The sequence below is a fragment of the Pseudomonas sp. Root562 genome, assembly GCF_001427125.1.
Classification (GTDB): Bacteria; Pseudomonadota; Gammaproteobacteria; order Pseudomonadales; family Pseudomonadaceae; genus Aquipseudomonas.
This window is the reverse complement of the sequence record NZ_LMGK01000005.1, coordinates 58,557-76,660: the sequence shown is the minus strand read 5'-3', so window position 1 is coordinate 76,660 and position 18,104 is coordinate 58,557. Positions and strand designations below refer to the sequence as shown.

Below are 18,104 nucleotides of genomic sequence, written 5' to 3'. Positions count from 1 at the left end.
ACAAGCGATTACCCATGACGACTCGTACCCGTATCCTCACCGGCATCACCACCACCGGCACGCCGCACCTGGGCAACTACGCCGGTGCCATCCGCCCGGCGATCCTTGCCAGCCGTGACAGCAATGCCGACTCGTTCTACTTTTTGGCGGACTACCACGCCCTGATCAAGTGCGATGACCCGCTGCGCATCCAGCGCTCGCGTCTGGAAATCGCCGCGACCTGGCTGGCCGGTGGCCTGGACGTGGACCGCGTGACCTTCTATCGCCAGTCCGACATTCCGGAAATCCCCGAGCTGACCTGGCTGCTGACCTGCGTCGCCGCCAAGGGCCTGCTCAATCGCGCTCACGCCTACAAGGCTTCGGTGGACAAGAACGTCGAGACCGGCGAAGACCCGGATGCCGGTATCACCATGGGCCTGTACAGCTATCCGGTACTGATGGCCGCCGACATTTTGATGTTCAACGCGCATAAGGTCCCGGTCGGTCGCGATCAGATCCAACACGTGGAAATGGCCCGGGACATCGGCCAGCGCTTCAACCACCTGTTCGGCAAAGGCAAGGAGTTCTTCACCATGCCTGAGGCGCTGATCGAAGAAAGCGTCGCCACACTGCCGGGTCTCGACGGCCGCAAAATGTCGAAAAGCTACGACAACACCATTCCGTTGTTCAGCAGCGCCAAGGAAATGAAAGACGCGATTTCGCGGATCGTCACCGACTCCCGAGCGCCGGGCGAAGCGAAAGATCCGGACAACTCGCACCTGTTCACCCTGTTCCAGGCATTCGCCACGCCAGCGCAAGCCGACGAGTTCCGCAGCGAACTGTTGCAGGGCCTGGGCTGGGGCGAAGCGAAAAACCGTCTTTTCCAGTTGCTGGACAGCGAGTTGGGCGAGTCGCGCGAGCGTTATCACCAATTGATCGAACGTCCGGCGGATCTGGAAGACATCCTGCAGCACGGCGCACAAAAAGCCCGAGCGGTGGCGACCCCGTTCCTCAACGAGTTGCGTGAAGCGGTGGGCCTGCGCTCCTTCGTTGCCCAGACCCAAGTGGCGGCGACCACCAAGAAAAAGGCCGCGAAAGCGGCGCGTTTTGTCAGCTTCCGCGAAGACGACGGCAGTTTCCGCTTCCGGCTGCTGGCGGCCGATGGCGAACAACTGTTGCTCTCGCGCAACTTTGCCGACGGTAAAATCGCAGGGCAAGTGACCAAGCAGCTGCAATCGGGCCAGGCGCTGGATGTGCGCAATCAAGACCTGGGCTTCAGCGTCTGGCTGGAAGGCCAGTGCGTTGGCGACAGCCCGGCCTTCGCCGACAGCTCTGCCCGCGACGCAGCCATCGAAGCATTGCGGATTGCCCTGACCCCGGTTCAGGAATAAACAGCGGCGCGGTCCGACCAAGGGCCGATTGCCATTCCTGCGGGCCATCGCTACAGTGACGGCCCGTTTTTGTTGCCTTGCTAACGAATTATGACGCCCCTAGAACGATATCAAGCTGATCTGAAACGCCCGGAATTCTTCCACGACGCCGCCCAGGAAACTGCCGTGCGTCATTTGCAGCGCCTGTACGACGATCTGGTCGCGGCCGAGCAAAACAAACCGGGCCTGCTGGGCAAACTGTTTGGCAAAAAAGATCAGACCCCAGTCAAGGGCCTGTACTTCTGGGGCGGTGTAGGTCGCGGCAAGACTTACCTGGTCGACACCTTCTTCGAAGCGCTGCCGTTCAAGGAAAAGTCCCGCACCCACTTCCACCGCTTCATGAAGCGCGTGCACGAAGAGATGAAGACCCTGGGCGGCGAGAAAAACCCGCTGACCATCATCGCCAAGCGCTTCGCCACCGAAGCCCGGGTCATCTGCTTCGATGAGTTCTTCGTTTCCGATATTACCGACGCCATGATCCTCGGCACCCTGATGGAAGAACTGTTCAAGAACGGTGTAACCCTGGTCGCAACCTCGAACATCGTGCCGGACGGACTGTACAAGGACGGCCTGCAACGCGCGCGTTTCCTGCCGGCCATCGCGCTGATCAAGCAGAACACCGAAATCGTCAACGTCGACAGCGGCGTCGATTATCGTCTGCGTCACCTCGAGCAAGCTGAGCTGTTCCACTTTCCGCTCGACGAAGCGTCCCACGAAAGCCTGCGCAAAAGCTTCCGCGCGTTGACGCCGGAATGCACTGCGGCGATCGAGAACGACGTTCTGATGATCGAAAACCGCGAGATCCGTGCCTTGCGCACCTGCGATGACGTGGCGTGGTTCGAGTTCCGCGAACTGTGCGACGGCCCGCGCAGCCAGAACGACTACATCGAACTGGGCAAGATCTTCCACGCCGTGCTGCTCAGCGGCGTCGAGCAGATGAGCGTCACCACCGACGACATCGCCCGACGCTTCATCAACATGGTCGACGAGTTCTACGACCGCAACGTGAAGCTGATCATTTCTGCTGAAGTTGAACTCAAGGATCTGTACACCGGCGGTCGTTTGAACTTCGAGTTCCAGCGCACGCTCAGTCGCCTGCTGGAAATGCAATCCCACGAATTCCTGTCCCGGGCACACAAGCCGTAGGATGTCGGAAAACTAGAAAGGCCTGCGATTGCAGGCCTTTTTTGTGGGTTATGCGCTGCGGTTGAGATAGCGCGATAACTCATGCTGTCGCTGACAACCAAGTAGCAACCAAAGCAGGACTCTGGCTTTACGCGGACAGAGAAACCCGGCCATGGATGCGCCCTTGCGAACCAGGTCCATTTCACTGCCAATAAAACCGTAGGTGGATTGCGCGGTGGAGCCGGAACCGGTGCGGGTCGCAATGATCACCGGTATTTTTTCGGCAATGTGTTCGATCACCTCAGCCCATTTCTGCGAGACGTGCCCGGCGCCGAAACCGGCGATCACCAGCCCGTCGTAGCCCAGGTGCAGGATGTTTTCCAATAGCAGGGTATCGGCGCCAAGCGACGCCTCCAGCAGGGCCACCTTTTGCGTGGTGTGTTGCGGCCAGGGTAAACACTTGCGCTCGGACGGATGATGGAAATAGCGAACCGCGTTTTCCACAACCAGGCCGGCGATTCCGAATACCGGGGAAGAGAATGCCTGCAGGGCGAGCGACTCGGTTTTGCGAACACAGTGGGCCTGATGGATCTGCCCGTTCATCACCACCTGAACTCCCCGTTGTCGACTGCTGGCAGCCAGGGCAACGCGGCAGGCATCCAGCAGATTGGCCGGGCCATCGGCGCCTGCCTGTTTTGCCGAGCGCATGGCGCCGGTCAGGACCAGCGGTTGATCACAATCCCATAGAAAATCAAGAAACGCTGAAGTTTCTTCCAGCGTGTCGGTGCCTTGGGTAATAACCACGCCATGGGCGCCTTGCTCAACTTGATATTTCGCCCAGGACATCACGCTGAGCAATACCTCGAAATCCAATGAAGCGCTGGGCAACAGGCCGAGCGTTTCAACGGTGATCCGCGCCAGTGTCGCCAATTCGGGCACTGAAGCCAGCAGGGATTCGCCGCTGACGGTCGGTATAACACCTTCGCCGGAATGGCTGGCTTGCATGCTCACCGTGCCGCCGAGCGCAGCGATGGCCAGTTTGGGCAGGTCCATTTGATACCTCACATGATGGTGGTAAGCGGGGCTGTATCGGCTTTTGAGGCGGCGATACAGCCCGAGAGCAGTCGGTCAGTGGGTGATCAGCCACCCCACCAGAGGGAGGATCAGCAACGTGCTGATCGCCATGGACAGGACATTGGCGATGTAGGCGTGCATGTCGGTCGGCAACCGTTTGGCAATCGCACAGGCCAGGGGAGGGGCGATCAATGCTCCCAGGAACGCACTTGAAGCGATGACCTGCCAGCTGCCGCCATGGGTCAACAGCGCCGCTGGCACAACGGACACCAGCGGAATGTAGGTGGGATACCAGCCACGCAACATCCATTGCCGACGCCAGATCATGATGCCCATGGCCGAGGTCAACGCCTGGGCGCACAGCAGTTGTGGCAACAAGCCTGAGCCGTAGACCGGGCTCAAGGGATTCAGGGTGTAGGCCAGCAATGCACCCAGGATCAATCCGAGGCTGGCCAGTTCATTGCCAAAGAATGGCGCTTCGGAAAAGTCGGCGAGGACTCTGCGCAAGGTCCAGATGACACCGTAGTCCGGTGTCCTGGTGCTAGCGGGGCTTGCGTCGGCGGGTTTCTCGGCAAGATCAGGCGGTGCAGTGTTCACCAGGCTTGGCAGGTAACGACAGAGCAGAAAGGCAAACACACTGGCGACCGCCATGCCCAACACATTGCCGACTACCGCTGGCAAGCCCAACGGGTTGCACAGGTGATTGACGATCAGCAGGCACATTGGGGTGACGAGTACCGCACCCATGATTGCGCCATTGATCGTGACCTTCCAGCCACCGCCAAACATCAGCACCATCGCCGCGGGCAGCGAAACAAACGCGGCAAAGGTCGGTTGCCAACTCGAGGCGGTCACCGTCCAGCCCCACAGCAGGTTACTCAACAGCAGTCCAAGCAGCGAACTGGTCACCAGCCACGGCCACAGACCTGTGCCATAGCAAATGGCAAAGCCTTGCCAGGTTTTCCCCGTCCGGTTCGCCCAGTAAGCGAGATAGGCACCCGCCAACAAGCCGATGGAGGCGAACTCATGTTTATAAAAGGCGACTTCGCTGATGTCCCCCAGTACCCAGCGTAACCAGGCGCTTGGCTCGGGAAGGGCAGACACCATGTCGCTGTAGCTTGGCCAGTGGGCCGACCAGAATGTGCGGTTGGTGAAAGAAAGCCAGGTAATCAGTAACGCTGTGCCAATCAGCAACAGAATGATCGCGGTATCAACCGGCGATCTGTGTGCAAGCCGGTTTTTTTGCGGGGTGATATCCATTGTCTGTCTCCTGTATCAGCGTGGGAGACATGGGTGTTGGCTGTAACCGAGCATTTGATCGTAGAGATCGGCTCGACGGTCGCGATGCAGGTCGTTCAGGCTGTTCCAGATCGGTGCGCTGCGGGAGCTGGTCAGGTCGATATCGGCAAACAGGATTTCCTGCTGGTCTGCCGATGCCACTGTGCCAATCGGCCAGCCGTTGGTCCCGGCAATCAGCGAGCAACCGAGATAGCGAGCGCCGCGCTCCTCACCGATTCGGCTTGCCGCTGCAATAAACACATTGTTGACATGGGCCGCTGTCATCGTCAGGTACGACGCCATGCACTTGCCGGCATCATCGAACAGCGGCGGTGGCGTCCACACCCAGTTGTTCAGGCTGCAAATAATGTCTGCGCCTTGCTGACTGAGGATTCGTGGTACCTCCGGAAACCAGATGTCCCAGCAGATCAACAGGCCGATACGGCCGATGGGCGTTTCAAACACCGGAAAACCAAGATCGCCAGGGCTGAACCAGAGCTTCTCGAGGTTCCACAAATGAGCTTTGCGGTACTTGCCGATAAAGCCGTCAGGCCCGAGCAGAACGCCGGTGTTGAACAGTCGCATACCGTCGCGTTCAGCCAGGCCGGCGACGAGATACACCTTGTGTTTGCGGGCGAACGCCATCCACAGCTGGACGCTGGGTCCGTCGGGAACGGCCTCCGAATGGTCGAAGGCATCCTGTCGATTGCTGAAGAAATACCCGGTACTGCAAAGCTCGGGCAGGACGATCAGGTTCGCTCCGCCATCGACCGCTTCCTGCGCCAGCTCCAGGCTACGGCTGAAGTTGCTGTCACGATGCTCCAGGCCGACTTGTGGATCGAATTGCACGACTGCTACACGAACAGGACTTGTTGGCTCGCTCATTACGAATGACCTCTTTTTATTGTTATTCACGCCTTGTTTAACGGCGTGTTTATGAGAGTTCAAACGGCAGGGAGGCGGTAGTCAGCGGCTTCCGGCATGCCTGTAGTCCATGTCCGAAGATCGCGAAGGGCAGGGCGCTGGCAACGCGTTGTCAGGTCTAAGAGTGTTGATATAGAGCGGTCAAGGCGAGGCAGAACCAACGGTTGAGGTGCGTTGGTTCTGGCGGATGGCTCCGGGCTTCAGCCCCGAGTGCGATAATGTGGATAGTCGCTCAGGCAGAAATCGCCGTTAAACACGGCCTGAGTCTTGTTGCAGATATGAATCACCGCATCCACGGCACCGCGCAGGCAAGGTTCTGTCCAGCCGGCATCAACTGAAAACGATTCGCCGGAAAGATACAGGCCGGATAGGTGTGAATAGTCCCGGTTGTACTTCATCAGGCTGACTGCGTCGTAGTAAGTGCCAGGCCGGTATAACTTTGCACAGCCCAGGGCATTCCTGTCGGTCATCCAGCGTTGAACCATGGCTTGCTCGGTGAGAATGTACGGAGAGATCTTTTCCTGGATGTTGGCAGAGTTCATCAATATTCGATCAAGTTCCTCCACGCATTTTGATACCAGTTCACGGTCGGTAAACAGCGCCAGTTTGGTTGCGTCGTCCTCCCAGGTGTAACTCAGCAATATGCAATCGTATTGATAGTTGTCGTTGTAGCGATAACTGTATACGTCATGAATGAAACTGTCGGTCACAATGGCCTGGGGGATTTTACTTGGCCCCGAAAGAAACGATTTGCTTAAGGGGGCATACACTTTGCAACTGGTTTCCCAGTGCGCAGTTTTGTAGGCATTGATCGTCTCGTACGGCAACATTTGCTGATTGAAGTTTTCCAGCCTGATACAAGTTTCGATCAGCCATGAGGGCAGGGTCATGATCACTGAATCAAAATCATCGAACTGTTGCCGGGATAGAAGTGGTTGACTGAATTGCCAGGTGTAATGGACGCGGATTTTTTGATTGTCCAGTTTCTCCAGTTTGCTGACCGATGAATCACTGAAAAAACCGCCAGCGCTTTCAAGGCAATGCTCGTAGAACGATGTGTCTGTGCTGTCGGTTGGCAAAAACATCAGGCATTCATCGAGTGCCACAAGCCCGATGTAGCGTGGGCTGTCGAAGCGCAGGCCCTGGGTGTCGATAACAGCCTCGCAGTGCAAATAAGGGGCCGTCAGCGGCACCCCGCATGCATCGACTCGACCATGCACAAGTTGCAATCGGCTGCTGAAGCCGAAAATCGCGGTTCGCAGTGGATAGAGCGCACACACGTCATAAAAAGCCCCCCAGCTTCCATCGCCGATACCTATCGAATAGAAAAGAGTAGATTCGTGGGGCGTCATTCCCACCCCGCCAAAATCCCCTGGTTGTTCCGTATTCCAGTTTTCCAGAGGCGGCATGCCTACCAGGTCGCGAAACGAGACACCCTCATACCGCTCAACGATGGCCGCCCAGACAGATTCCCATTGGGGTGTGGCGTACACCTGCATTATCTGCCGGGTCATCCTGTCGACAAAGGTTTTCCACTTGGCGCACACGGTTTGCAGCGCCTCGTCGGGTGGTGGCGTCAAACCATCCTTATTGGTCCAGATCAGCATGTGCGGTAACGGGCGCCCGCCCAGGCTGCCTTCTTGCAGATAAATGCCTGTCGAATTCACCCATCGACTGCCCGGATTGGGAAAGTCCGAAATGGCCAGGTCAAATTCATCGGCGTAGTAAGCCATCAGTGACCGACCTGCTTTCGGCAGCTCGTTTTCCCTGTTGAAGAACGGCATGCGCATTGCGCCCATCTCAAAAGGGGTATGGTTTTCCTCTAGCGGGTGGTTGCCATGGACAGTCAAATGCCTGCCACCGATGCGTTTCGATTGCTCGATCAGTGTTATGTCGATAAATCCACAGCGATACAGTTCTCTGGCGGCGGTGAGTCCGGTAACGCCGGCACCAATGACGCATATTTTGTGATCAGGATCAGTGGCTCGGGCTATGCCATGTTCCTGTTCAACCAACGCTCGATAGTCAAAACAAAGGTCCGGCGGATTGGGAAAGCGGGCCGCCCATTTTTTACGGGTCAGCAATGAACTTGGCGTATTGGTCGTTGCATCGTTTGAAGTCGGCTGGGAACTCGTTTCTGTTGTCATCTGGTTCTTCCCTGAGCGCACTGTCCGGTGGGGAAGAATATGTTGGGTTTTACAGTCGTCGACACGCAAGCATACAAAGGGATTGCTCGCTACTCTGTATTCCGCTTTTTGTGTAGGGCAAGTAATTCGTTTGTCTGTTGAATTTAAACGATGCAGCCAAGTACCGTTTAAAGCTAAAGCAAGTACCGCCCTGTGACTTCAGGGCGGTACTTGTTTGACTGATTATGCCGCTTGTTGAAATTGCTGCCGATACTGGTTCGGCGAGAGTTCCGTGTGCTGGCGGAACAGCCGCGCAAAGAAGCTCGCATCGTCATAGCCGACTTCGTAGCTGATGGTCTTGATGCTCTTGCGGCTACCGGACAGCAGGCCCTTGGCGGTTTCGATGCGCAGGCGTTGCAGGTAATGCAACGGCTTGTCGCCGGTGGCCGTCTGGAAGCGGCGCATGAAGTTGCGGATGCTCATGCCGTGCTCGCGCGCCACGTCTTCGAAGCGGAATTTATCGGCGAAGTGATCTTCGAGCCAATGCTGGATCTGCAGGATGATCACGTCCTGATGCAGTTTTTGCCCGCCGAACCCGATGCGTCCCGGGGAATAGCTGCGTTGCACTTCATAGAGAATGTCCCGCGCCACGGCCTGGGACACGTTGGCGCCGCAGAAGCGCTCGATCAGGTAGATGTAAAGGTCGCAGGCCGAGGTGGTGCCGCCGGCGCAGAACAGGTTGTCGGCGTCGGTCAGGTGTTTGTCCTGATTGAGCTGCACCCGCGGAAAGCGTTCGGCAAAGGCATTGAAGAAGCGCCAGTAGGTGGTCGCTTCCTTGCCATTGAGCAGCCCGGCTTCGGCCAGCCAGAAGACACCGGTCGCCTCGCCGCACAGGACCGCGCCGCGTGCATGTTGCTGGCGCAACCAGGGCAGGACTTGCGGGTAACGTTTGCAAAGGCTGTCGAAATCGTCCCAGAACGCTGGAAGCACGATGATGTCGGCATTTTCCAGTCCGCCATCCACCGGTATCAACACATCGCTGAAGGTATTGACCGGTTTGCCGTCGGGACTGACCAGGCGAGTCTCGAACGCCGGTGTCAGGCCTTGGCCCAATTGTTTGCCGTAGCGAAGGCTGGCGAGATGGAAGAAATCCTTGGCTTGCATGAGGGTGGAAGCGAAAACCCGGTCAATCGCCAGGATGCTGACGCGCCGCAATGGCGTGGAGGCTTGGTTAGACATAATTCAACTTTATTTTTATAGGGGGAAGTGGTCACCAGACGGCTGGATCGTCTTATTTTTTGTCGGATGTGTCCAGTGTCCTGTATCGGATGCCAGGCATAGTCTCTGAAGGTCATCTCCTTCCAAAAATAACCAAAAGGTGCCGCATGATCCCCAGAACCCTGTTCAGTTCCGAGCACGAGCTTTTCCGCGACAGCGTGCGCACCTTTCTGGAAAAAGAGGCTGTGCCGTTCCATGGTCAATGGGAAAAACAGGGCTTTATCGATCGCAAGCTCTGGAACAAGGCAGGGGAGGCGGGGATGCTGTGCTCGCATCTGCCGGAAGAATACGGCGGGCTGGGGGCGGATTTTCTCTACAGCGCGGTAGTCATCGAAGAGGTGGGGCGACTGGGGCTGACCGGAATCGGGTTCTCCCTGCATTCGGACATCGTTGCGCCGTACATCCTGCATTACGGCAGTGAAGCGCTGAAACACAAATACCTGCCGAAACTGGTCTCTGGGGAAATGGTCACGGCGATTGCCATGACGGAGCCTGGGGCGGGTTCTGACCTGCAAGGGGTCAAGACCACTGCGGTGCTCGATGGCGACGAGTACGTGATCAACGGCTCCAAGACATTTATCACTAACGGTTTTCTCGCCGACCTGGTGATAGTCGTGGCCAAGACCGATCCGAAGGCCGGGGCGAAAGGTACAAGCCTGTTTCTGGTCGAAGCCAATACACCGGGATTCGAAAAGGGCAAGCGTCTGGAAAAGGTTGGCATGAAGGCACAGGACACATCGGAGCTGTTCTTCCAGGATGTTCGCGTACCGAAGGAAAACCTGCTGGGGCAGGCCGGGATGGGCTTCGCGTACTTGATGCAGGAATTGCCGCAGGAGCGCCTCACCGTGGCCATTGGCGGCTTGGCATCAGCCGAAGCGGCCCTGCAATGGACCCTGGATTACACCCGCGATCGCAAGGCGTTCGGCAAATCGATTGCGGATTTCCAGAATACCCGTTTCAAACTGGCGGAGATGGCAACCGAAATCCAGATCGGCCGCGTCTTCGTCGACCGCTGCCTGGAACTGCACCTGCAAGGCAAACTCGACGTGCCGACGGCGGCGATGGCCAAGTACTGGGGCACTGACCTGCAATGCAAAGTACTCGACGAGTGCGTGCAGCTGCATGGCGGCTACGGATTCATGTGGGAGTACCCGATCGCGCGGGCATGGGCGGATGCGCGCGTGCAGCGGATCTATGCCGGGACGAACGAGATCATGAAGGAGATTATTGCGCGGTCACTGTAATGCCGTGTTGATCGTTCCCACGCCTGCGTGGGAACGCCTAAAGGGACGCTCCGCGTTCCAGCTTCAAAAAGGGATGCGGAGCGTCCCGGGCTGCATTCCCACGCAGAGCGTGGGGAGCGATCATTCGATCAAGGCGCAGGATTCGGATGATCCTTGTGTATCGCTTCAATCCCTTCCAGCACTTCCTCCGACAATCTCAGATCAAAACTGGCAATGTTGCTCTCCAGTTGTTCCAGTGTGGTCGCGCCGATGATGTTGCTGGTCACGAATGGCTGCTGCGTCACGAACGCCAGGGCCATTTGCGCCGGGTCCAGACCGTGCTCGCGGGCCAGGGCCACGTAACGGCTGCAGGCTGCTTCCGATTGCGGGTTGAAGTAGCGGCTGAAGCGGCTGTAGAGGCTCAGGCGACCTTTCGGCGGACGCGCGCCACCTTCGTATTTGCCCGACAGGAAGCCGAACGCCAGCGGCGAATAGGCGAGCAGGCCGCATTGTTCGCGGATGGCAATTTCTGCCAGGCCAATTTCGAAGCTGCGATTGAGCAGGTTGTACGGGTTCTGGATCGACACCGCTCGCGGCCAGCCACGGGCTTCGGCCAGGGCGAGGAAACGCATGGTGCCCCATGGCGTTTCGTTGGACAGGCCGATATGGCGGATCTTGCCGGCCTTGACCTGTTCGTCCAGCGCTTCGAGGGTGTCCTCCAGCGGCGTCAGGTTGGCTTCGATCTGGTGTTTGTAGCCCAACTGGCCGAAGAAGTTGGTGCTGCGCTCCGGCCAATGCAGCTGGTACAGGTCGATGTAATCGGTCTGCAAGCGCTTGAGGCTGGCCTCCACGGCTTCGGTGATGTGTTGCCGGTTGTGCCGAAGGTTCTTGTCGCGGATGTAGTCGATGGTGTTGCCGGGACCGGCGATCTTGCTGGCGAGGATCCAGTCGGCACGATCACCGCGGCTTTTGAAGTAGTTGCCGATGTAACGTTCGGTGGTGGCGTAGGTTTCGGCCTTGGGCGGCACCGGATACATTTCGGCGGTGTCGATGAAGTTGATCCCCGCGCCCTTGGCTCGTTCGATCTGGGCGAAGGCGTCTGCCTCGCTGTTTTGCTCGCCCCAGGTCATGGTTCCGAGGCAGAGGGCACTCACATTCAGATTGGTCCGGCCTAGCTGGCGATAGTCCATCGGGTGCTCCTTGGGCAAAACAATCATAAAAGCAGGTTGAATTATTTTTCGCAATCTGCATAATTGCGCACCTCTTTCTGCAGTGGAAGTGATGCGCCGCCGCCGAAGAATCTTGCCGTTGAACGGACGCGCCGACCCGAGCCCCCGAAAGCGTCTGTATCCGGCTGCCTTTGACTTGTCAAAGTACGCACTATTCAGTAAGATCCGCCGTCTAATTTACAGGGCGGCCCCTGAGGCTATAAAGAATGAAAACTTTTACTGCTAAACCGGAAACAGTAAAGCGCGACTGGTTTGTCGTCGACGCTGCTGGTCAGACCCTGGGTCGTCTGGCCACCGAAATCGCGAGCCGTCTGCGTGGCAAGCACAAGCCTGAGTACACTCCTCACGTTGACACCGGCGACTACATCGTCGTAATCAACGCTGAGCAGATCCGTGTTACCGGTGCTAAAACCACTGACAAAATGTACTACTCCCACTCCGGTTTCCCGGGCGGCATCAAGTCGATCAACTTTGAAAAGCTGATCGCCAAGGCCCCTGAGCGCGTGATCGAGACCGCGGTCAAAGGCATGCTGCCTAAGAACCCGCTGGGTCGCGACATGTACCGTAAGCTGAAAGTCTATGCGGGCGCTGCACACCCTCATACTGCTCAGCAGCCCCAAGAACTGAAGATTTAACGGAATAGTTCATTATGTCGGCGACTCAAAATTACGGCACTGGCCGTCGCAAGACCGCAACCGCACGCGTTTTCCTGCGTCCGGGTACTGGTAACATCTCCATCAACAATCGTTCGCTGGATAATTTCTTCGGCCGCGAAACTGCCCGCATGGTAGTTCGTCAGCCGCTGGAATTGACTGAGACTGTCGAGAAGTTCGACATCTACGTCACCGTGATCGGTGGTGGTGTAAGTGGTCAGGCTGGCGCAATCCGCCACGGCATCACTCGCGCTCTGATGGATTACGACGAAACTCTGCGCAGCGCTCTGCGTAAAGCCGGCTTCGTAACCCGCGATGCACGTGAAGTTGAACGTAAGAAAGTTGGTCTGCGTAAAGCGCGTAAGCGTCCGCAGTACTCGAAGCGTTAATTCGTTTCCACGTTCAAAAAAGAACGCCCGGATTCCTCACGGAACCGGGCGTTTTTTTATGCGTGAGATTTATCAAAGAATTGCGCTGTGACAACTTGCCACATCCGCAGACCCCCTATACTACAAGGCTTGGCAGTGGTGCCTCGGGGTAATTACCTTGTCAGAATTGGGGCTTTTCATTACCATTCGGCAAAATTTTTATAAGTGCACAGATTTACTTAGTAGATGCCTGATTTAACAGGCCACAAAGCTGATGGGAGAGGACTGAATGAGCAATGACGGCGTGAATGCAGGCCGGCGTCGCTTCTTGGTAGCAGCCACATCCGTGGTGGGTGCTGCAGGAGCGGTGGGGGCTGCGGTCCCGTTCGTGGGGTCATGGTTTCCCAGTGCCAAGGCGAAAGCCGCAGGTGCACCGGTGAAAGTGAATGTCAGCAAAATCGAGCCAGGCCAGCAGATGATTGCTGAGTGGCGCGGTCAGCCGGTATTCATCGTCCGCCGTACACAGGAAATCCTGGGGAATCTGAAGAAGATCGAGGGCCAGTTGTCTGACCCGACCTCCAAGAACTCGACACAACCGACCTATGTCGACCCGGAAACGCGGTCGATCAAACCTGAAGTTCTGTTGTTGATCGGTATCTGCACCCACCTGGGTTGCTCGCCGACATTCCGTCCCGAAGTGGCACCTGCTGACCTGGGCAAGGACTGGGTCGGTGGCTATTTCTGCCCTTGCCACGGCTCCCACTACGACCTGGCTGGCCGCGTCTACAAGGCACAACCTGCGCCTTTGAACCTGCCAGTTCCCCCGCATTCCTATGAGACCGATGACATCATTGTCATTGGCATCGATACGGAGAAAGCGTGATGAGCAAGTTCATGGATTGGGTTGATGCGCGCTTTCCCGCGACCAAGATGTGGGAAGACCATCTCAGCAAGTACTACGCCCCGAAGAACTTCAACTTCTTCTATTTCTTTGGCTCCCTGGCTCTGCTGGTTCTGGTCAACCAGATCGTCACCGGTGTCTGGCTGACCATGAGCTACACCCCGTCGGCAGAAGAGGCATTTGCTTCTGTCGAATACATCATGCGCGACGTCGAGTACGGCTCGATTTTGCGTTTGCTGCACTCCACTGGCGCTTCGGCGTTCTTCATCGTGGTCTATCTGCATATGTTCCGTGGCTTGCTCTACGGTTCTTACCAGAAGCCGCGCGAGCTGGTGTGGGTCTTCGGCATGCTGATCTACCTGGCGCTGATGGCTGAAGCCTTCATGGGCTACCTGCTGCCATGGGGTCAGATGTCCTATTGGGGCGCCCAGGTGATCATCTCGCTGTTCGGTGCGATCCCGCTCATCGGCGACGACCTGACTCAGTGGATCCGCGGTGACTACCTGATTTCCGGCATTACCCTGAACCGCTTCTTCGCCTTGCACGTGGTCGCCCTGCCGATCGTGATTCTGGGTTTGGTGGTGCTGCACGTCCTGGCGTTGCACGAAGTGGGTTCGAACAACCCGGACGGCGTGGACATCAAGAAGCACAAAGACGAAAACGGTGTACCGCTGGACGGCATCGCCTTCCACCCGTACTACACCGTGAAAGATATCGTCGGCGTGGTGGTGTTCCTGTTCATCTTCTGCTCGATCGTGTTCTTCTTCCCGGAAATGGGTGGTTATTTCCTCGAGAAGCCGAACTTCGAACAGGCCAACCCGTTCAAGACGCCTGAGCATATTGCGCCGGTCTGGTACTTCACGCCTTTCTACGCGATCTTGCGTGCGGTTCCGGACAAGCTCCTGGGTGTAATCGCCATGGGTGCGGCCATCGCTGTGCTGTTCGTCCTGCCGTGGCTCGACCGTAGTCCGGTCAAGTCCATGCGCTACAAGGGCTGGCTGAGCAAGATCTGGCTTTTCGTGTTCTGCATCTCGTTCGTGATCCTGGGTGTGCTGGGCGTGCTGGCTCCGACGCCAGGTCGTACGTTGCTGTCGCAGGTCTGCACCTTCCTGTACTTCGCCTACTTCATTCTGATGCCGTTCTACACCAGGCTCGAGAAGACCAAACCGGTTCCGGAAAGGGTGACTGGCTGATGAAAAAACTATTTGCTGTATTGATGCTTGCGGCGCTGCCGGTGTTCGCATTCGCTGCTGGACAAGCTGGGCCGGAGCTGGAAAAAGTCGACATCGACGTTTCCGACAAGGCAGCCATGCAGGACGGCGCACGCACTTTCGCCAACTATTGCATGGGCTGCCACAGCGCCAAGTTCCAGCGTTACGAGCGTGTTGCCGATGACTTGGGCATTCCTCACGAACTGATGCTGGAGAATCTGGTGTTCACCGGCGCCAAGATCGGCGATCACATGAACATCGGCATGCAGCCGGCTGACGCCAAGGCCTGGTTTGGTGCGGCTCCGCCCGACCTGACCCTGGTTGCCCGGGTTCGCGGCACCGACTGGCTCTATGGTTACCTGAAGTCGTTCTATGAAGATCCGTCGCGTCCTTGGGGTGTGAACAACAAGGTCTTCCCGAACGTCGGTATGCCTAACGTTCTGGTGGGTCTGCAAGGTCGTCAGGTCGTCGGTTGCAAACAGGTTCAGATCGTCGAAGACGGCAAGAAGCAATTTGATCCGCTGACCGGTACTGCGCTGACCCATGAAGCGTGCGATCAGCTGACCATCGTGCCGAAAAGCGGTGCTTTGACCGAAGAGCAGTTCGATGAGAAGGTCAAGAATCTGGTAACCTTCCTGGCTTACTCGGCTAACCCGGTTAAGCTGCAACATCAGCGCATCGGTACGTATGTATTGCTGTACCTCGCGTTCTTCTTCGTATTCGCCTATTTGCTCAAGCGCGAATACTGGAAAGATGTGCACTGATAAAGCTTCAAGCTATTGCTGTTAATCGCGCGCGCCCAAGGGCGCCTCTGAAAATGTAACGAGTCTGGTGATCCAGGCGTTACGGGAGGCGCCCTCTGGGCGCGCTCGTTTTTCCGCTTCCGATAATTTCTACAAGCGAGGAGGATCGCCATGGGCGTGACCAATCGGTTGGCCTGTTACTCCGACCCCGCCGACCACTATTCCCACCGAGTGCGAATCGTACTGGCAGAGAAGGGTGTCAGCGCCGAGATCATTTACGTTGAAGCTGGCCGTCAGCCGCCTAAACTGATCGAAGTGAACCCTTATGGCAGCTTGCCCACCCTGGTCGATCGTGATCTGGCGTTGTGGGAGTCAACGGTGGTAATGGAATATCTGGATGAGCGTTACCCGCATCCGCCGCTCCTGCCGGTTTATCCGGTGGCGCGCGCCAACAGCCGCCTGCTGATGCATCGCATCCAGCGGGACTGGTGTGGGTTGGTGGATCTGATTCTGGATTCGCGGACCAAGGAAGCGGCCCGTGTCGTGGCACGTAAAGAGCTGCGCGAGAGCCTGACCGGCGTTTCGCCGCTATTCGCCGACAAGCCGTTTTTCCTCAGTGAGGAACAAAGTCTGGTGGATTGCTGCCTATTACCAATACTCTGGCGATTGCCGATTCTGGGTATAGAACTGCCGCGGCCAGCCAAGCCGCTGCTTGATTACATGGAGCGCCAGTTTGCGCGTGAGGCTTTCCAGGCGAGTCTGTCTGGCGTCGAACGCGATATGCGCTAAGGCTTAAGGAGCCGCTATGAACTCCAGTCGACCTTATCTGGTCCGCGCGCTCTACGAGTGGATTGTTGATAACGATTGCACCCCGCACATGCTGGTGAATTCCGAGTATCCCTCGGTGCAAGTGCCGCAAGGTTTTGCCAGTGACGGGCAGATTGTCCTGAACGTATCGCCACAAGCCGTGCGACATCTGCACATGGACAACGAAGCAGTCAGCTTCGAAGGCCGCTTCGGTGGGGTGCCGCATACGTTGTACGTGCCTATCGCATCGATCCTGGGCATCTACGCCCGGGAGAATGGTCAGGGCATGGTCTTCGATCTCGAGTCGCCTATGGGCGAGGATGAAGAGATCGAGCCGGATGATGATATTCCGCCACCGGACAGCGAGCCGCCGCGACCCAGCGGTCGGCCGAGCTTGAAGGTAGTGAAATAACAAAAAAGGCGATCCGGAAGGATCGCCTTTTTTGTTACTTGTAGGAGCACAGCTTGCTGGCTCCTACGGGGCGATGGCGTTGTCAAAATCGCCATCGCTGAGAGGATCAGTCAATGTACTCGAACAACTTCACAATCTTCTGAACGCCGGAAACACCCTGAACCAGATTGGTTGCCTGGGCGGCTTCCTGTTTGGTCAGCAAGCCCAGCAGGTAAACGATACCGTTCTCGGTGACGACCTTGATGCGCGAACCGGGGATGTTCGGGTCGGTGAGCATTTGTGTCTTGATCTTGGAGGTCAGCCAGGTGTCGTTCTGGCGGGCCAGGAAGCCGGAGGGTGGGAGAATTTGCAGTTCGTTGTGAACGGTCTTCACGCGCTGAACGGCAGCGGCGGCCTGTTCGGCCTTGGCCTTGAGGTCGGCTCGCGGGGTTTGGCCGGCGAGCAGCACCACGCCGTTGAAACTGGTCACAACGATGTGCGAGTCGTTATCCAGCGCCGGGTCAGCCTTGGCGATGTTCACGCCGACCTTGGTGTCGATCAGCGAATCATCGATCTTGCTGCCGAAGGTGCGGGTGCCGCGGTCGTCTTCAATCGGTGCTTCACGGCTGGCATTAACCACCGAGGTGCAGCCGCTGATGCCGAGGCACAGGGTCAGGGCCAGTAGGCCGAGGCGATTAGGGGTCATTCTTCACTCCCGAACAGTTGGCTGTCGATCAAGTCGCAAAGGCAATGGATCGCCAGCAGGTGGACTTCTTGAATGCGTGCAGTGACGTTGGCGGGTACGCGAATCTCCACGTCCTCGGGCAACAGCAACGACGCCATGCCGCCGCCATCGCGACCGGTCAATGCTACGACAATCATTTCGCGATCATGTGCGGCCTGGATCGCTTGAATTATGTTTGCCGAGTTGCCGCTGGTGGAAATCGCCAGCAATACGTCGCCGGGTTGACCCAGCGCGCGGATCTGCTTGGAGAAGATTTCGTTGTAGCTATAGTCGTTGGCGATCGAGGTGATCGTCGAGCTGTCGGTGGTCAGCGCGATGGCCGGCAGGCTCGGGCGTTCGCGTTCGAAGCGATTGAGCAGCTCCGACGAGAAGTGCTGGGCATCACCGGCGGAACCGCCGTTGCCGCAGGAGAGCATTTTGCCTTCGTTGAGCAGTGCGTTGACCATGACCTGGCTGGCTTGCTCGATGTGCGGTGCAAGTACGTCCATCGCCTGTTGCTTGGTGTCGATACTGGCCTGAAAAAGCTGGCGAATTCTGGATTGCATGTCCATCTGTGTGACCTTAATGAGCGCGGCTGTCCGGCACGTGAAAGTGCAGCCCGCAAAACAAAGAGCAAAAA

18 protein-coding genes are annotated in these 18,104 nt (G+C 57.4%); 10 read left to right on the top strand and 8 right to left on the bottom strand.

Features of this window, described 5'->3' with window-relative positions; genetic code table 11:
* The first annotated feature begins 14 nt into the window (after window positions 1-14).
* Both ASD60_RS06565 and zapE read left to right on the top strand, forming a co-directional pair.
* On the top strand, window positions 15-1,370 hold the full coding sequence (locus ASD60_RS06565; protein ID WP_056853222.1) for a tryptophan--tRNA ligase: 1,356 nt from the start codon (window positions 15-17) through the stop codon (window positions 1,368-1,370).
* Window positions 1,371-1,460: 90 nt separating this feature from the next.
* Complete coding sequence (gene zapE, locus ASD60_RS06560; protein ID WP_056853221.1) at window positions 1,461-2,555, top strand: cell division protein ZapE; 1,095 nt, start codon at window positions 1,461-1,463, stop codon at window positions 2,553-2,555.
* A gap of 48 nt (window positions 2,556-2,603) precedes the next feature.
* Here zapE and ASD60_RS06555 read toward each other — a convergent pair whose 3' ends face one another.
* The 5 genes from ASD60_RS06555 to ASD60_RS06535 form a co-directional block, all read right to left on the bottom strand.
* Window positions 2,604-3,587 (bottom strand): asparaginase, encoded by a 984-nt coding sequence (locus ASD60_RS06555; protein WP_056853220.1) that lies wholly within the window; start codon window positions 3,585-3,587, stop codon window positions 2,604-2,606.
* Between the two features lie 75 nt (window positions 3,588-3,662).
* Window positions 3,663-4,868 carry a hypothetical protein gene (locus ASD60_RS06550; RefSeq protein WP_056853219.1) on the bottom strand — a complete coding sequence of 402 codons (1,206 nt, stop codon included), beginning with the start codon at window positions 4,866-4,868 and terminating at the stop codon, window positions 3,663-3,665.
* A gap of 15 nt (window positions 4,869-4,883) precedes the next feature.
* On the bottom strand, window positions 4,884-5,771 hold the full coding sequence (locus ASD60_RS06545; RefSeq protein ID WP_056853218.1) for a nitrilase family protein: 888 nt from the start codon (window positions 5,769-5,771) through the stop codon (window positions 4,884-4,886).
* Window positions 5,772-6,010: 239 nt separating this feature from the next.
* Window positions 6,011-7,957 carry a flavin monoamine oxidase family protein gene (locus ASD60_RS06540; RefSeq protein ID WP_056853217.1) on the bottom strand — a complete coding sequence of 649 codons (1,947 nt, stop codon included), beginning with the start codon at window positions 7,955-7,957 and terminating at the stop codon, window positions 6,011-6,013.
* 222 nt (window positions 7,958-8,179) lie between these two features.
* A complete protein-coding gene (locus tag ASD60_RS06535) occupies window positions 8,180-9,100 on the bottom strand; it encodes a GlxA family transcriptional regulator (RefSeq protein ID WP_177336558.1) in 921 nt (306 codons plus the stop codon).
* A 221-nt stretch (window positions 9,101-9,321) separates the two neighbouring features.
* On the opposite strand from ASD60_RS06535, the gene ASD60_RS06530 reads away from it, so the two are divergent.
* Window positions 9,322-10,458 (top strand): acyl-CoA dehydrogenase family protein, encoded by a 1,137-nt coding sequence (locus tag ASD60_RS06530; protein ID WP_056853215.1) that lies wholly within the window; start codon window positions 9,322-9,324, stop codon window positions 10,456-10,458.
* 128 nt (window positions 10,459-10,586) lie between these two features.
* Here ASD60_RS06530 and ASD60_RS06525 read toward each other — a convergent pair whose 3' ends face one another.
* Entirely contained in the window at window positions 10,587-11,627 is a 1,041-nt protein-coding gene (locus ASD60_RS06525; RefSeq protein WP_056853214.1) for an NADP(H)-dependent aldo-keto reductase, read from the bottom strand.
* A gap of 245 nt (window positions 11,628-11,872) precedes the next feature.
* Between ASD60_RS06525 and rplM the strand changes: the two genes are divergently transcribed.
* From rplM to ASD60_RS06490, 7 genes are all read left to right on the top strand, one after another.
* Window positions 11,873-12,301, top strand: a complete 429-nt coding sequence (gene rplM, locus ASD60_RS06520; RefSeq protein ID WP_003228062.1) for a 50S ribosomal protein L13 — start codon at window positions 11,873-11,875, stop codon at window positions 12,299-12,301.
* Window positions 12,302-12,315: 14 nt separating this feature from the next.
* Window positions 12,316-12,708, top strand: coding sequence for a 30S ribosomal protein S9 (gene rpsI / locus ASD60_RS06515; RefSeq protein ID WP_003228056.1), 393 nt, complete (start codon window positions 12,316-12,318; stop codon window positions 12,706-12,708).
* 268 nt (window positions 12,709-12,976) lie between these two features.
* A complete protein-coding gene (gene petA / locus ASD60_RS06510) occupies window positions 12,977-13,570 on the top strand; it encodes a ubiquinol-cytochrome c reductase iron-sulfur subunit (RefSeq protein ID WP_056853213.1) in 594 nt (197 codons plus the stop codon).
* Window positions 13,570-14,781, top strand: a complete 1,212-nt coding sequence (locus ASD60_RS06505; RefSeq protein WP_056853212.1) for a cytochrome b — start codon at window positions 13,570-13,572, stop codon at window positions 14,779-14,781. The genes petA and ASD60_RS06505 overlap by 1 nt, the downstream gene beginning before the upstream one ends.
* Entirely contained in the window at window positions 14,781-15,563 is a 783-nt protein-coding gene (locus tag ASD60_RS06500) for a cytochrome c1 (protein WP_056853211.1), read from the top strand. The genes ASD60_RS06505 and ASD60_RS06500 overlap by 1 nt, the downstream gene beginning before the upstream one ends.
* Window positions 15,564-15,713: 150 nt before the next feature.
* Window positions 15,714-16,331 (top strand): glutathione S-transferase N-terminal domain-containing protein, encoded by a 618-nt coding sequence (locus ASD60_RS06495; protein WP_056853210.1) that lies wholly within the window; start codon window positions 15,714-15,716, stop codon window positions 16,329-16,331.
* A 16-nt stretch (window positions 16,332-16,347) separates the two neighbouring features.
* A complete protein-coding gene (locus ASD60_RS06490) occupies window positions 16,348-16,761 on the top strand; it encodes a ClpXP protease specificity-enhancing factor (protein WP_056853209.1) in 414 nt (137 codons plus the stop codon).
* Window positions 16,762-16,867: 106 nt separating this feature from the next.
* Here ASD60_RS06490 and ASD60_RS06485 read toward each other — a convergent pair whose 3' ends face one another.
* A complete protein-coding gene (locus ASD60_RS06485; protein ID WP_056853208.1) occupies window positions 16,868-17,446 on the bottom strand; it encodes a BON domain-containing protein in 579 nt (192 codons plus the stop codon).
* Complete coding sequence (locus ASD60_RS06480; RefSeq protein ID WP_007904374.1) at window positions 17,443-18,036, bottom strand: phosphoheptose isomerase; 594 nt, start codon at window positions 18,034-18,036, stop codon at window positions 17,443-17,445. The genes ASD60_RS06485 and ASD60_RS06480 overlap by 4 nt, the downstream gene beginning before the upstream one ends.
* Between the last annotated feature and the right edge of the window lie 68 nt (window positions 18,037-18,104).